The organism is Cupriavidus necator N-1 (assembly GCF_000219215.1).
Classification (GTDB): Bacteria; Pseudomonadota; Gammaproteobacteria; order Burkholderiales; family Burkholderiaceae; genus Cupriavidus; species Cupriavidus necator.
The window spans coordinates 2369274-2382248 of sequence record NC_015726.1 but is presented as its reverse complement, the minus strand read 5'-3'; the positions used below and the strand labels follow the sequence as shown (position 1 = coordinate 2382248).

The following is a 12975-nucleotide window of genomic DNA, read 5'->3' as shown; positions in this document are numbered from 1 at the left end:
AGGGGGGCCGCCTTTTGCTACAATCGCCGCCATGAGTTATCAAGTTCTAGCGCGCAAATGGCGCCCCAGGGATTTCACCACGCTGGTCGGCCAGGAGCACGTGGTCCGCGCGCTCACGCACGCGCTGGAACAGCAGCGGCTGCACCATGCCTACCTGTTCACCGGCACGCGCGGGGTCGGCAAGACCACGCTGTCGCGGATCCTGGCCAAGGCCCTGAACTGCATCGGCCCTGACGGCAACGGCGGCATCACCGCCCAGCCGTGCGGGCAGTGCAAGGCCTGCCAGGAGATCGACAGCGGCCGCTTCGTCGACTACATCGAGATGGACGCCGCCTCCAACCGCGGCGTCGACGAGATGGCGCAGTTGCTGGACAAGGCGGTCTACGCCCCGACCTCCGGGCGCTTCAAGGTCTACATGATCGACGAAGTGCACATGCTGACCAACCACGCCTTCAACGCCATGCTGAAGACGCTGGAGGAGCCACCCGGGCACGTCAAGTTCATCCTCGCCACCACCGATCCGCAGAAGATCCCGGTCACGGTGCTGTCGCGCTGCCTGCAGTTCAACCTCAAGCAGATGCCGCCGGGGCATATCGTCTCGCACCTGGACCATATCCTGGCGCAGGAAGGCATTGCCCACGACGGCAACGCGCTGCGGCTACTGGCCCAGGCCGCGCACGGCTCGATGCGCGACGCGCTGTCGCTGACCGACCAAGCCATCGCCTACAGCGCGGGCCAGGTGTCGGAAGACGCGGTGCGCGGCATGCTGGGCGCGATCGACCAGGGCTACCTGGTGCAGCTGCTCGATGCGCTGGCCGCCGAGGACGGCGCCGCCATGCTGGCGATTGCCGATGCCATGGCCGACCGCAGCCTGTCGTTTGCCGGCGCGCTGCAGGACCTGGGCTCGCTGCTGCACAAGGTGGCGCTGGCGCAGGCCGTGCCGGCCTCGGTGCAGGACGAATGGCCCGAAGCCGATGAGGTGCGGCGCCTGGCCGGCGTGTTCGACGCGCAGGAAGTGCAGCTGTTCTACCAGATCGCCAACCTCGGCCGCAGCGAGCTGGCGCTCGCGCCGGACGAGTACGCCGGCTTCACCATGACGCTGCTGCGCATGCTGGCGTTCCGGCCGTCGTCTGAACCCGCCACGACGCAAGGGCAGGGCGGTGGTGCCGCGCCTGCGCGTCAGCGCGGCGCTGCCGTGCTTGAGACCGCCCCGCCCGTTGATACCCGCTATGCGGCGGCTGGTGCCAACGCCGCCGCGCAGGCAAATGCCGGTACTGCGGCGGCGCCTGTCCCTGCCCCTGTGCCCGCACGGGCGGTACTGCCTGCGCCCATGGCCGAAGCTGCGGCAGCGCCTGCCGCAGTTGCTGCATCCCCTGAAGCAGCGCCAGCGCGCCCGGCCGCAGCCGCCGGCAACGGGGCCATGTCGCCCGCCGCCGCCGCGCTGGCCGCTGCCCGCCAGGGTTCCGCTGCTCGTGGTGGCGGCCGCAAGGCGCCGCCGCCGGCCATGCCGCCAGCGCCGGCTGCCGCGCAGCGCCCGCCGGCCCAACCCTTGCGCGCGCCCGGCGCCGCAGCCGTAAGCCGCCCGCCGGCACCGGTTGCGAAGGCGCCCATGCAGCCGCCAGTCCAGTCTCCGGCAGCGCCGGCACGGCCCGCCGCGCAGCCCGCGGCGCGCCAGGCGGAGCCGGAATCCGTGCCGCCCTGGGAGTTGGCGGGTGGCAGCGACGTGCCGCCGTGGGAAGAGCTGCCGCCTGACCTGCCGGTCATAGGCCCCTATGACAGCGATCCTGGCTACCGCGACAGCGGTTTCAACGAACCGGCACCGCCTGCCGCCGCGCCGCGCAACGGCCCGGCCCGGCCGGGCCGGGCACCCGCGCGCGAGGCCGAGCCGGCGCGCGAGGCCGCTCCCGTGCCGTCAGCCACGGCGCCGGCAGAGTCCGCCAAATTCGTCGCCCCGCGACCGCCTGCGGCGGGCGAGGATGGCACCCCGCCGGCCTTCACCGGCGAATGGCCGGTGCTGGCCGCTGGCCTGCCCTTGAAGGGCCTGGCACAGCAGCTGGCCTACCAGAGCGAACTGACCCAGGTGGTCGGGCGCACCTTCCACCTGCGCATCCCGGTCGCGGCCCTGGGCGAGAACGGCGTGTCCGAGCGGCTGCAGCAGGCGCTGTGCGACCACTTTGGCGTGCCGGTGCGCGTGGTCTGCGAGGTGGGCGGGGTTTCCATCACCGCGGCGGCCGCCGATGCCGAGGCGCGCGCCGAGCGCCAGCGCCAGGCCGAGGCAGTGATCGAGGCCGATCCCTTTGTACAGGGCCTGCTGCGCGATTTTGGCGGCCAGATCGTGCCGGGCTCGATCCAGCCGCGCGCCGCCTGATCCGCGGCCTGCGTTTGCTTTACCGAACTACTTTGCCGAATTTCTTACCGAATCCAGGAGCATTCCATCATGATGAAAGGTCAACTCGCCGGGCTGATGAAGCAAGCCCAGCAGATGCAGGAAAACATGAAGAAGATGCAGGAGCAGCTGGCCCTGATCGAGGTCGAGGGCCAGTCCGGCGCCGGTCTCGTCAAGGTGGTCATGACCTGCAAGAACGACGTCAAGCGCGTCACCATCGACCCTAGCCTGCTGGCCGAGGGCGAAGACAAGGACCTGCTGGAAGACCTGGTCGCCGCCGCCTTCAATGACGCCGTGCGCAAGGCCGAAGCCACCTCGCAGGAAAAGATGGGCTCGATGACCTCGGGCCTGCCGCTGCCCCCGGGCTTCAAGCTGCCGTTCTGAACGCCACTGTGAAGGCATCGTCCCCGACCTCGCTGCAGGCACTGGTCGAAGCGCTGCGGGTGCTGCCCGGCGTCGGGCCCAAGTCCGCCCAGCGCATGGCCTACCACCTGCTGCAGCACGACCGCGAGGGCGCGCGCAAGCTGGGCGATGCACTGCGCGGCGCGGCGGACCATATCCGCCATTGCCAGCGCTGCAACACCTTCACCGAGCAGGAGATCTGCGCGACCTGCCTGGACGACCGCCGCGACGCCTCGCTGCTGTGCGTGGTGGAAACCCCGGCCGACCAGGTCATGATCGAGCAGACCCTGACCTACCGCGGCAAGTACTTCGTGCTGATGGGCCGGCTCTCGCCGCTGGATGGCATCGGCCCGCGCGAGATCCACCTGGACCGGCTGCTCGCGCGCGCCACCGAGCCTGAGCTGGGCGGCCCGGTCGGCGAGGTCATCGTCGCCACCAACTTCACCAGCGAAGGCGAGGCCACCGCGCACTACATCGGCGAAATGCTGAAGGCGCGCGGCCTCAAGGTGTCGCGCCTGGCGCGCGGCGTGCCGGTGGGCGGCGAGCTGGAATACGTCGATGCCGGCACCATCGCCCGCGCGGTGATGGACCGCCGCAACCTCTGAGCCCGATCGCGCGGGGCCGGAACGCCCACGTGCCCGCGCGCCGATCACCGGATTCCTCCGCCTACCTGTCTGCCCCATGAACCTGGCCCGCTTCGATCTCGTCACGCTTGGCTTGTTCGTCGCCGTGGCCCGGCAGGGCAGCATCTCGGCCGGCGCGCGCCAGTCGCACCTGGCCGTGGCCGCCGCCAGCAAGCGCATCTCAGACCTGGAAACCGCGGTCGGCGCGCCGCTGTTCTTCCGCCATGCCGCCGGCGTGCAGCTGACCGAGGCCGGCCAGGCCTGCTTCCACCATGCGCTGACCATCCTGCAGGACGTCGAACGCATGGCCGGCGTGATGTCGGACTACGCCTCGGGCGTGCGCGGGCAGGTGCGGGTGTGCGCCAACACCTCGGCGATCACGCAGTTCCTGCCCGACGACCTGGCGTCGTTCATGCAGCGCCATCCCACCATCCGCATCGAGCTGGAAGAACAGAACAGCCGCGACATCGTCGCCGCGCTGATCGAGAACCGCGCCGACGTGGGCATCTTTGCCGACCGCACCCCCGCGGCCGGGCTGATGACGATCGAGTACCGGCAGGACGAGCTGGTCATCATCACGCCGCCCAACCATCCGCTGGCCGCGCGCGGCCCGGTGCACTACGCCGATACGCTGGAATTCGACTTCGTCAGCCTGCCGCAGGAAACCTCGCTGGCCGCCCGCCTGCTGGAAGAGAGCAGCCGGCTGGACCGGCCGTTCCGGCTGCGCATCCAGGTGCGCAGCTTCGATGCCATGTGCCGCATGGTGATGGCCGGCCTGGGCGTGGGCGTGCTGCCGCGCATCGCGGCCGAGCCGCATGTCAAGTCGATGGGGCTGTCGCTGGTGTCGCTGCAGGACGCCTGGGCGCGCCGCTCGCTGCTGATCGGGCTGCGCGACCCGGCCGGGCTGACGGTGTCGGCGCGGCTGCTGATCAGCCACCTGTGCGGGGACCGGGCGCCGTTCTGACGCCCCTGTGCTGAGGCGCCTCCGGAGCCTTTCGCGTTCCGAGAAAGCCCGCTTCTCCGATTGCCGATTCCTGGCGGGCCCCTGCTGGGGCACACTCCGTTCGAACGCAATGTATGACAAGCCAGTCATTGGGCTTGCCGCACTGCAACAAAACACCGCATCGCACGGAGACACCCCATGGCGCAACAGATCCTCGAGGGCATTCGCGTCCTCGAACTCGGACAACTCATCGCCGGCCCCTTTGCCGCCAAGACCCTGGCCGACTTTGGTGCCCACATCATCAAGGTGGAGCCGCCGGGGCAGGGCGACCCGCTGCGCAAATGGCGCATGCTGCATGAAGGCACCTCGGTCTGGTGGGAGGCCCAGTCGCGCAACAAGGAGTCGATCTGCATCGACCTGCGCCAGCCGGAAGGCCAGGCACTGGTGCGCAAGCTGGCCGCCGAGGCCGACGTGCTGATCGAGAACTTCCGCCCTGGCACCATGGAGAAGTGGGGCCTGGGCTGGGATGTGCTGCATGCCGACAACCCGCGCCTGATCATGCTGCGCGTGTCGGGCTACGGCCAGACCGGCCCGAAGAAGGATGAGCCCGGCTTTGCCGCCGTGGCCGAAGCCATGGCCGGCCTGCGCCACCTGACCGGCGAGCCTGGCCGCGCGCCGGTGCGCGCCGGGCTGTCGCTGGGCGACACCATCGCCGGCCTGCACGGCGCCATGGGCGTGCTGCTGGCGCTGTATCAGCGCGACGCGCGCGGCGGCGAAGGCCAGGTCATCGACGTGGCGCTGTACGAGTCGCTGTTCAACCTGAGCGAAAGCCTGCTGCCGGAATACTCGGCCTTCGGCGCGGTGCGCCAGCCCGCTGGCGGCGCGCTGCCGGGGATCGCGCCGTCCAATGCCTACCCCTGCGCCAGCGGCGAATACGTGCTGGTGGCGGCCAATGGCGACGCCATCTTCAAGCGCATGATGCTGGCCATCGGCCGGCCCGACCTGGCCGACGATCCGGCGCTGGCGCAGAACGATGGCCGCGTGAAGCGCGTGGACGAAATCGATGCCGCCATCGCGGACTGGACTCGCACGCAGACGGTGGACTCGGCGCTGGCGGTGCTGCGCGACGCGCAGGTGCCGTCTGGCCGCATCTATACCGTCAAGGACATCGCCGAAGACCCGCACTACCGCGCCCGTGGCGTGATCGAGTCGGTGACCTCGGCCGGCGGGCTCACGGTGGAAGTGCCGGGCGTAGTGCCCAAGCTGTCGGCCAGCCCGGGGGAAATCCATGACCGCGCGCCGACGCTGGGCGAGCATACCGATGCGGTGCTGAAGCAGGCTGGCTTCGATGACGCCGCCATCGCCGACCTGCGCGCGCGCAAGGTGATCGCATGAGCGCCGCCGCCAACCTGCGCGGCCCGGCACGCGTCGAGATCAATGAAGTCGCGCCGCGCGACGGCCTGCAGATCGAGCCGGTGGTGGTGCCGACCGACGCCAAGGTCGCCTTCCTCGACGCGCTGTCGGCCTGCGGCTTTGCCCGCATCGAAGCCACCTCGTTCACCTCGGCCCGCGCCATCCCGGCGCTGGCCGACGCCGAGGCACTGATGCACCGCATGCGGCGCCACCCGGGCGTGCGCTATACCGCGCTGGTGCCCAACCTGCGCGGGCTGGAGCGTGCGCTGTCGTGCCAGCCGGATGAGGTCAACCTGGTGATGTCGGCCAGCGAGACGCACAATCGCGCCAACCTGCGCATGACGCGCGAGCAGTCGCAAGCGCAATTGCTGGCGATGATCGAGGCGGCGGGCGCCGCCGGTGTGCCGGTCAACGTGTCGCTGTCGACGGTGTTCGGCTGCCCGTTCGAGGGCGAGGTCGATACCGGCGCGGTGATGGCACTGGCCACCCGCTTTGCCGAGGCCGGCGCGGCCGGCATCACGCTGTGCGACACCACCGGCATGGCCTACCCGAACCAGGTCGCGGCGCTGTGCGAGGCCTTCCAGGCCACGCTGCCCGATACCGGCCTGACCATCCACCTGCACAACACCCGCGGCATGGGCCTGGCCAATGCCCTGGCAGCCTGGCAGACCGGCGTGACGCGCTTCGACGCGGCCGCCGGCGGCCTGGGCGGCTGCCCTTACGCCCCCGGTGCCAGCGGCAACGTCAGCACCGAAGACCTGGTCCATATGTTCGACTGCATGGGCGTCGAGACCGGCGTCGACCTGGGCGCGCTGCTCGACGTGGTGGCCGGCATGCCGGCGCTGGTCGGGCGCGACATCCACAGCCAGCTGCTGAGCGCCGGCCCGCGCCTGCGCACGCACCAGCCGCCGGCCTGGATGGCAGAGCATTTCGCCGGGCAGGCATAGCCGGCACCCAGACAAAAACAACACATCCAACAGATAACGGAGACCCTCATGAAGCAAGCCCTTCAACGCAAGTCCGCCATGCCCGCACGGCGCAAGGCCGTAGCCGCCACGCTGGCGGCACTCGGTGTGGCATGGTTCGCGCCTGTCGCCCTGGCGCAGGACGGTACCTATCCCACCCGTCCGGTGACGCTGGTGGTATCGGCCGCGGCCGGTGGCACCACCGACATCGCGGCGCGCATGATTGCGGAACCGCTGTCCAAGGCGCTCGGCCAGCCGGTGGTGGTGGACAACCGTCCCGGCGGCAACGGCAGCATCGCCGCGCAACTGGTGGCGCGGGCCAAGCCGGACGGCTACACGCTGATGCTGCAGTACTCGGGCTTCCACGTGATCACGCCGCTGCTGGTCAAGAACCTGTCGTGGGACCCGATCAAGGACTTTGCGCCGGTGGCTAATATCCTGTCGGCGCCGCAGGTGCTGGTGGTGCGTCCGAGCCTGCCGGTCAAGTCGCTGAAGGAACTGGTGGCCTACGCCAAGGCCAATCCGGACAAGCTCAACTACGCCTCGTCGGGCAACGGCTCGCTGCAGCATGTCTCGACCGAGCTGCTGAACCAGATGGCCGGCACGAAAATCACGCACGTGCCCTACAAGGGCACCGGCCCGGCCATGACCGACCTGCTGGGCGGCTCGGTGGACCTGACCATCACCACGCCGCCGCCGCTGATGGCCCATATCGCCGCCGGCAAGCTGCGTCCGCTGGTAGTGACCAGCAAGACACGCCTGCCCAGCCTGAAGGACGTGCCGTCGGCGCCCGAGGCTGGCTACCCCGACCTGGACGTGTCGTCGTGGTTTGCGATGTACGCGCCGGCCGGCACGCCCAAGCCGGTGATCGACAAGCTGACCGGCGAGATCGAGAAGATCATGCGCACCGAAGCCTTCCGCAAGAAGGCCGAGGACCTGGGCGCCGAGGCCAAGTACATGAACCCGCAGCAACTGGGGCAGTACCAGAAGGCGGAGCTGGCGCGCTGGGGCAAGGTGATCAAGTCCGCCGACATCCACGCGGAATGATGGCGAGGGCTGAGGCAAGGTGATCGAAAGGTAAGGGCGCTAAGCTGGCGGGTTTGCTAGGTGTTGATACCGATGCGGTGCATCGCACCGTCCGGTAGCATCGCAATTTGCCGCACCGCGGCGCGCCCCCTTCGAGCGCATGTTGCCGCAGCGCCAGTCCACACGGGTAGGAGATCTCGCATGTATAACAAAAAATTCTGGAAGCAATTCCTGATCGCGCTGGCGCTGTTCCTGGCCGGCTGGTTCACCTTCGGCCAGGCGCAGGCGCAGGGCAAGCCCGAGAAGACCAAGGTCACCATCGCGGTGGGCGGCAAGAACCTGTTCTACTACCTGCCGCTGACCATTGCCGAGCGCCTCGGCTACTTCAAGGAAGAAGGGCTGGACGTCGAGATTGTCGACTTCGCCGGCGGCGCCAAGGCGCTGCAGGCCGTGGTGGGCGGCAGCGCCGACGTGGTCTCGGGCGCCTACGAGCACACCATCAACCTGCAGGCCAAGGGCCAGCGCTACCAGGAATTCGTGCTGCAGGGGCGCGCCCCGCAGATCGTGCTGGTGGTGTCGAACAAGACCATGCCCAACTTCAAGTCGATCGCCGACCTGAAGGGCAAGAAGATCGGCGTGACCGCGCCGGGCTCGTCGACCAACATGATGGCCAACTTCGTGCTGGCCAAGGCCGGACTGAAGCCGTCCGACGTGTCGTTCATCGGTGTGGGCGCCAGCGCCGGCGCGGTGGCGGCGATGCGTTCGGGCCAGATCGATGCGATGGCCAACCTGGACCCGGTGGTGTCGATGCTGACGCAGAAGAACGAAGTGCGCATCGCCTCGGACACCCGTACGCTCAAGGACACCCAGGCCGTGTTCGGCGGCAACATGCCGTCGGGCTGCCTGTATGCGTCGCAGGCGTTTATCCAGCAGAACCCCAACACCACGCAGGCGCTGACCAATGCCATGGTGCGCGCGCTGAAGTGGCTGCAGAAGGCGGGCCCGTCGGACATCGTCAAGACCGTGCCGGAAAGCTACCTGCTGGGTGACCGCGCGCTGTACCTGGCCGCGTGGGACAAGGTCAAGGAAGCGATCTCGCCGGACGGCACCATGCCGGCCGACGGCCCGCGCACCGCGTTCAACGCGCTGAGCCAGTTCGACGCCGAGCTCAAGGGCAAGCCGGTCAAGCTGGAAGAGACCTACACCAACGCTTTCGTGCAGAAGGCCAACGCCAAGTACAAGTAAGACCCTCGCCGTCGATGCCATCGGCCCGCTGTCCGCAGCGGGCCTTTGCTTTGAAACCTTGACGGCCAATCCATCATCACCCGCCCGCACCGCGCCCCCCCGGCGCCGCCACGGCGGGACCGAGACGGTTCACCATGAGCACTCCCGCACTTTCCCTCGACAAGGTCACCTGCACCTTTGTCTCGCGCGATGACCGCAGCCAGCGCTATACCGCGGTCCAGGACGTCACGCTGTCGATCCAGCCCGGCGAATTCGTCTCCGTGGTCGGCCCCACCGGCTGCGGCAAGTCCACGTTGCTGAACGTTGGCGCCGGCCTGCTGGAACCCTCCAGCGGCGAGGTGCGCGTGTTCGGCGAACCCCTGCGCGGCATCAACCGGCGCGCCGGCTATATGTTCCAGACCGAGGCGCTGATGCCCTGGCGCAGCGCGCTGGATAACGTCGTCGCCGGCCTGGAGTTCCGCGGCGTGGCGCGCGCCGAGGCCGTGCAGCAGGGCGAGGAATGGCTGCGCCGCGTGGGCCTCGGCGGCTTTGGCGACCGCTACCCGCACCAGCTCTCGGGCGGCATGCGTAAGCGTGTCGCGCTGGCGCAGACGCTGGTGCTGGACCCGGACATCATCCTGATGGACGAACCGTTCTCGGCGCTGGATATCCAGACCCGCCAGCTGATGGAGAACGAGGTGCTGGAGCTGTGGGCCGCCAAGCGCAAGGCCGTGCTCTTCATCACCCACGACCTGGACGAGGCCATTGCCATGAGCGACCGCGTGGTGGTGCTGTCGGCCGGCCCGGGCACACACCCGATCGGCGAGTTTGCCATCGACCTGCCGCGCCCGCGCGACGTGGCCGAGATCCGCAACCATCCGCGCTTTGTCGAACTGCACGCCGCGATCTGGGACGTGCTGCGCGAAGAAGTGCTCAAGGGCTATGCCCAGCAGCTCAAGGTGGCCTGAGCCTTCCCATCACAACAAGACCTGAATTCACGATGGCATTCCGTAACGACTCCAAGGGCATGCTGCGCGTCTGGCAGCTGCTCGTCCTAGTAGTGATCCTCGGCGTGTGGCATATGGCCACGCGCTCGCAGCAGGTTGCCTTTTTCTTTGGTGAGCCGCTGATGGTGGCGCAGCGCATCTGGAGCTGGTTTATCGTCGAGCGCGATATCTACCTGCACCTGGGCGTAACGCTGATCGAAACCGTGCTGGCCTTCGGCATCGGCACGGTGGCGGGGCTGGGCGTGGGCCTGTGGCTGGCGCTGAGCCCGCTGACCTCCGCCATCCTCGACCCCTACGTCAAGGCCATGAATTCGATGCCGCGCGTGATCCTGGCACCGATCTTCGCGGTCTGGTTCGGCCTGGGCATCTGGTCGAAGGTGGCGCTGGCGGTGACGCTGGTGTTCTTTATCGTCTTCTTCAACGTCTACCAGGGCGTCAAGGAAGTGAGCCCGGTGGTGCTGGCCAACGCGCGCATGCTGGGCGCCAACCAGAAGCAGCTGCTGCGCCATGTCTACCTGCCCAGCGCCACCAGCTGGGTGTTCTCGTCGTTGCATACCTCGGTGGGCCTGGCCTTCGTGGGCGCGGTGGTGGGCGAATACCTGGGCTCGGCGCGCGGCGTTGGCTACCTGATCCTGCAGGCCGAAGGCACCTTCGACATCAATACCGTGTTTGCCGGCATCGTGGTGCTGACGGCGTTTGCGCTGGTGCTGGACTGGATGGTCGGCAGGGGTGAGAAGCGGCTGATGAAGTGGCAGCCGCAGAGCGGGGAGACGGAGAAGCTTTGAACTGAAGTGCCGAAGCGAAGGGAAGGGCGGCTGCGGCCGCCCTTTTGCTTTGCCGGCAGCGCTCAGTCTGCGGCGCCTGCCTCAGGCGTATCAAAGCAGACCGATACGGTCAGCCCGCCTCCCGGCGTATCCCCCAGCACCACCGCTGCACCATGCAGCCGCGCGATCTCGCGCACGATCGACAGCCCCAGCCCGGTGCCTTCCACGGCCCGCCCGCTCTCGCCGCGATAGAAGCGCCGGAACACCGCATCGCGCTCTGCCGGCGCGATGCCGGGGCCGTTATCGATCACCTGCAGCCGCGGCACGCCGCCGTCCAGCGCCACGCGCACCGTGACCACTGCGCCATGTCCCGCATAGCGGATCGCATTGTCGATCAGGTTGCCCGTCAATTCCTGCAGCAGCTCGGCCTGCCCGGCGACCTCCACCGGCTCTTCCTGCTCGAAGCCCAGGTCGACCTCGCTGCCACGCGCCACCGGCGCCCAGTCCAGTGCCACGCCTTGCGCCAGCGCATCGAGTCGCAGCGGCCTGAGCTTGGGCATATAACCCGCATCAGGCTCCAGTCGCGACAGCGACAGCAGTTGCTGCACGCCCTTGGAGGCATGGCGCACGGTGCCGTGCAGCACCCGCATATGCTCGCGCACGCGTTCGCCGTCGCGCTCGCGCAGCGCCAGCTCGGACTGCGCCTGGATGATCGCCAGCGGCGTCTTGAGCTGGTGCGCGGCATCGGCGAAGAAGCGCTTGCGCGCCTGCACCATGCCGTGGAGCCGGTCCATGTACTGGTTCAGCGCCTGCACCAGCGGTTTCATCTCGGCGGGCAGGTCCTTCTGCTCGATCGGGTCGAGCTGCGTGCCGCGTCGCGCCACCGTGTCCGACAGCCGGTTCAGCGGCCGCAGCCCGCGCCGCACGCCGAGCCAGACGATGCCCAGCGCCAGCGTCACCAGCATCAGTTCCTGCAGCAGCGAGCCGATCAGGATGTCGCGCGCCAGCAGCTGGCGCGGCTCGATGGTCTCGCCCACCAGCACCCACACCAGCCGCGTGCGTGCCGAGCCCACGTCGTGCACCGGCAGCGCCTGGGCCGCCATGCGCAGCGGGTGCTCGCGGAAGACGGTGTCGTAGAACTCGGTGCGGTACAGCCGCAGCGGTGCCTCGGCCGGCATCGGCAGGTCGTCGTAGCCGGTCACGGTGGCACCGTCCTCGTCGCGGATGCGGTAGAAGATGCGCGGGCCGGCCTGGTCGTCGAAGAGTTCCAGTGCCAGGTTGGGCACGTCGACCTGGAGCCGCCCCTCGCGCAGGCGGATGCCTTCGCGCATCGCGCGCAGCGACGCCTCCAGCGTGCGGTCGAAGGCGATATGCGCGGCCGACATGGCGCGCTCATAGGTCAGCCACGCATCGAAGGCGAGCAGGCCCATCAGCGGCAGCAGCAGCCATAGCGACAGCTGCAGGCGCAGGCTGGGCGCCTGTCGTGGGCGCTTCATGCCACCGGCCGCGCTTCGAGCAGGTAGCCCAGCCCGCGCAGCGTGACGATGGCCACGCCGCTGCCGTCGAGCTTCTTGCGCAGCCGGTGCACGTAGATCTCGATCGCATCCGGGTTGACCGATTCGTCGATGCCGAAGATCTTCTCCGACAGCGCCGCCTTGTTCACCGCGCGGCCATCGCGCAGCAGCAGCACCTCCAGCACGGCGCGCTCGCGCCCGGTCAGCGGGAGCAGCTCGCCGTGCAGCAGGACGGCACGGCTGACGCTGTCGTAGTGCAGCGGGCCGCAGGCGATCTGCGTGCTCTCATGCCCGTGGGCACGGCGGATCAGCGCGCGGGCGCGCGCTTCCAGTTCGGACAGGTCGAAGGGCTTGGCCAGGTAGTCGTCGGCGCCCAGGTCCAGGCCGCGCACGCGGTCTTCGACTGAGCCGTGCGCGGTCAGGATCAGCACCGGCAGCGGGTTGCGGCGCTGGCGCAGGCGGCGCAGCACTTCCAGGCCATCCAGTCCGGGCAGGCCCAGGTCCAGGATCAGCAGCGCGTAGTCCTGCGTGCTGAGCAGGTTGTCGGCGCTGCGGCCGTCGTGCATGCAGTCGACCGTGAAGCCGGCCTGGCCCAGGGCCTGGCTCAGGGAATTGGCCAGCATCACATTGTCTTCGGCAAGCAGGATACGCATGGGGCAGGGCAGTCAGGCGGCAATACGGAAAAACGGCCGGAACGGCCGAGGCCAG

At 68.9% G+C, this 12975-nt stretch carries 12 protein-coding genes; 10 read left to right on the top strand and 2 right to left on the bottom strand.

The genetic code is table 11. From position 1 onward, the window contains the following. The first annotated feature begins 31 nt into the window (after positions 1-31). From CNE_RS11195 to CNE_RS11150, 10 genes are all read left to right on the top strand, one after another. Entirely contained in the window at positions 32-2368 is a 2337-nt protein-coding gene (locus CNE_RS11195; protein ID WP_013957244.1) for a DNA polymerase III subunit gamma/tau, read from the top strand. Positions 2369-2437: 69 nt separating this feature from the next. Then, positions 2438-2770, top strand: coding sequence for a YbaB/EbfC family nucleoid-associated protein (locus CNE_RS11190; RefSeq protein WP_013957243.1), 333 nt, complete (start codon positions 2438-2440; stop codon positions 2768-2770). 8 nt (positions 2771-2778) lie between these two features. Further along, a complete protein-coding gene (gene recR / locus CNE_RS11185) occupies positions 2779-3393 on the top strand; it encodes a recombination mediator RecR (protein ID WP_013957242.1) in 615 nt (204 codons plus the stop codon). Positions 3394-3469: 76 nt separating this feature from the next. Next, positions 3470-4375 carry a LysR substrate-binding domain-containing protein gene (locus CNE_RS11180; protein ID WP_013957241.1) on the top strand — a complete coding sequence of 302 codons (906 nt, stop codon included), beginning with the start codon at positions 3470-3472 and terminating at the stop codon, positions 4373-4375. Between the two features lie 177 nt (positions 4376-4552). After that, on the top strand, positions 4553-5749 hold the full coding sequence (locus tag CNE_RS11175) for a CaiB/BaiF CoA transferase family protein (protein WP_013957240.1): 1197 nt from the start codon (positions 4553-4555) through the stop codon (positions 5747-5749). After that, positions 5746-6714 carry a hydroxymethylglutaryl-CoA lyase gene (locus CNE_RS11170; RefSeq protein WP_013957239.1) on the top strand — a complete coding sequence of 323 codons (969 nt, stop codon included), beginning with the start codon at positions 5746-5748 and terminating at the stop codon, positions 6712-6714. Before CNE_RS11175 ends, CNE_RS11170 begins: the two co-directional genes overlap by 4 nt. Positions 6715-6762: 48 nt before the next feature. Beyond that, positions 6763-7779, top strand: coding sequence for a Bug family tripartite tricarboxylate transporter substrate binding protein (locus CNE_RS11165; protein WP_013957238.1), 1017 nt, complete (start codon positions 6763-6765; stop codon positions 7777-7779). A gap of 180 nt (positions 7780-7959) precedes the next feature. Continuing rightward, positions 7960-9003, top strand: a complete 1044-nt coding sequence (locus CNE_RS11160; RefSeq protein WP_013957237.1) for an ABC transporter substrate-binding protein — start codon at positions 7960-7962, stop codon at positions 9001-9003. A gap of 134 nt (positions 9004-9137) precedes the next feature. After that, positions 9138-9950 carry an ABC transporter ATP-binding protein gene (locus CNE_RS11155; RefSeq protein ID WP_013957236.1) on the top strand — a complete coding sequence of 271 codons (813 nt, stop codon included), beginning with the start codon at positions 9138-9140 and terminating at the stop codon, positions 9948-9950. Positions 9951-9982: 32 nt separating this feature from the next. Next, positions 9983-10774, top strand: coding sequence for an ABC transporter permease (locus CNE_RS11150; RefSeq protein WP_013957235.1), 792 nt, complete (start codon positions 9983-9985; stop codon positions 10772-10774). A 62-nt stretch (positions 10775-10836) separates the two neighbouring features. Here the strand turns inward: CNE_RS11150 and CNE_RS11145 are convergent, their stop codons facing one another. Next, positions 10837-12249 (bottom strand): sensor histidine kinase, encoded by a 1413-nt coding sequence (locus CNE_RS11145; protein WP_013957234.1) that lies wholly within the window; start codon positions 12247-12249, stop codon positions 10837-10839. After that, a complete protein-coding gene (locus tag CNE_RS11140; protein WP_013957233.1) occupies positions 12246-12920 on the bottom strand; it encodes a response regulator in 675 nt (224 codons plus the stop codon). Before CNE_RS11140 ends, CNE_RS11145 begins: the two co-directional genes overlap by 4 nt. Positions 12921-12975 lie beyond the last annotated feature (55 nt).

Excerpts from the sequence above, each read along its gene's own strand:
- CNE_RS11150 (WP_013957235.1), top strand. The coding sequence starts at position 9,983 with ATGGCATTCCGTAACGACTCCAAGGGCATGCTGCGCGTCTGGCAGCTG.
- CNE_RS11140 (WP_013957233.1), bottom strand. The coding sequence starts at position 12,920 with ATGCGTATCCTGCTTGCCGAAGACAATGTGATGCTGGCCAATTCCCTG.
- CNE_RS11145 (WP_013957234.1), bottom strand. The coding sequence starts at position 12,249 with ATGAAGCGCCCACGACAGGCGCCCAGCCTGCGCCTGCAGCTGTCGCTA.
- CNE_RS11155 (WP_013957236.1), top strand. The coding sequence starts at position 9,138 with ATGAGCACTCCCGCACTTTCCCTCGACAAGGTCACCTGCACCTTTGTC.
- CNE_RS11180 (WP_013957241.1), top strand. The coding sequence starts at position 3,470 with ATGAACCTGGCCCGCTTCGATCTCGTCACGCTTGGCTTGTTCGTCGCC.
- CNE_RS11165 (WP_013957238.1), top strand. The coding sequence starts at position 6,763 with ATGAAGCAAGCCCTTCAACGCAAGTCCGCCATGCCCGCACGGCGCAAG.
- CNE_RS11175 (WP_013957240.1), top strand. The coding sequence starts at position 4,553 with ATGGCGCAACAGATCCTCGAGGGCATTCGCGTCCTCGAACTCGGACAA.
- CNE_RS11195 (WP_013957244.1), top strand. The coding sequence starts at position 32 with ATGAGTTATCAAGTTCTAGCGCGCAAATGGCGCCCCAGGGATTTCACC.
- CNE_RS11190 (WP_013957243.1), top strand. The coding sequence starts at position 2,438 with ATGATGAAAGGTCAACTCGCCGGGCTGATGAAGCAAGCCCAGCAGATG.
- CNE_RS11170 (WP_013957239.1), top strand. The coding sequence starts at position 5,746 with ATGAGCGCCGCCGCCAACCTGCGCGGCCCGGCACGCGTCGAGATCAAT.
- CNE_RS11160 (WP_013957237.1), top strand. The coding sequence starts at position 7,960 with ATGTATAACAAAAAATTCTGGAAGCAATTCCTGATCGCGCTGGCGCTG.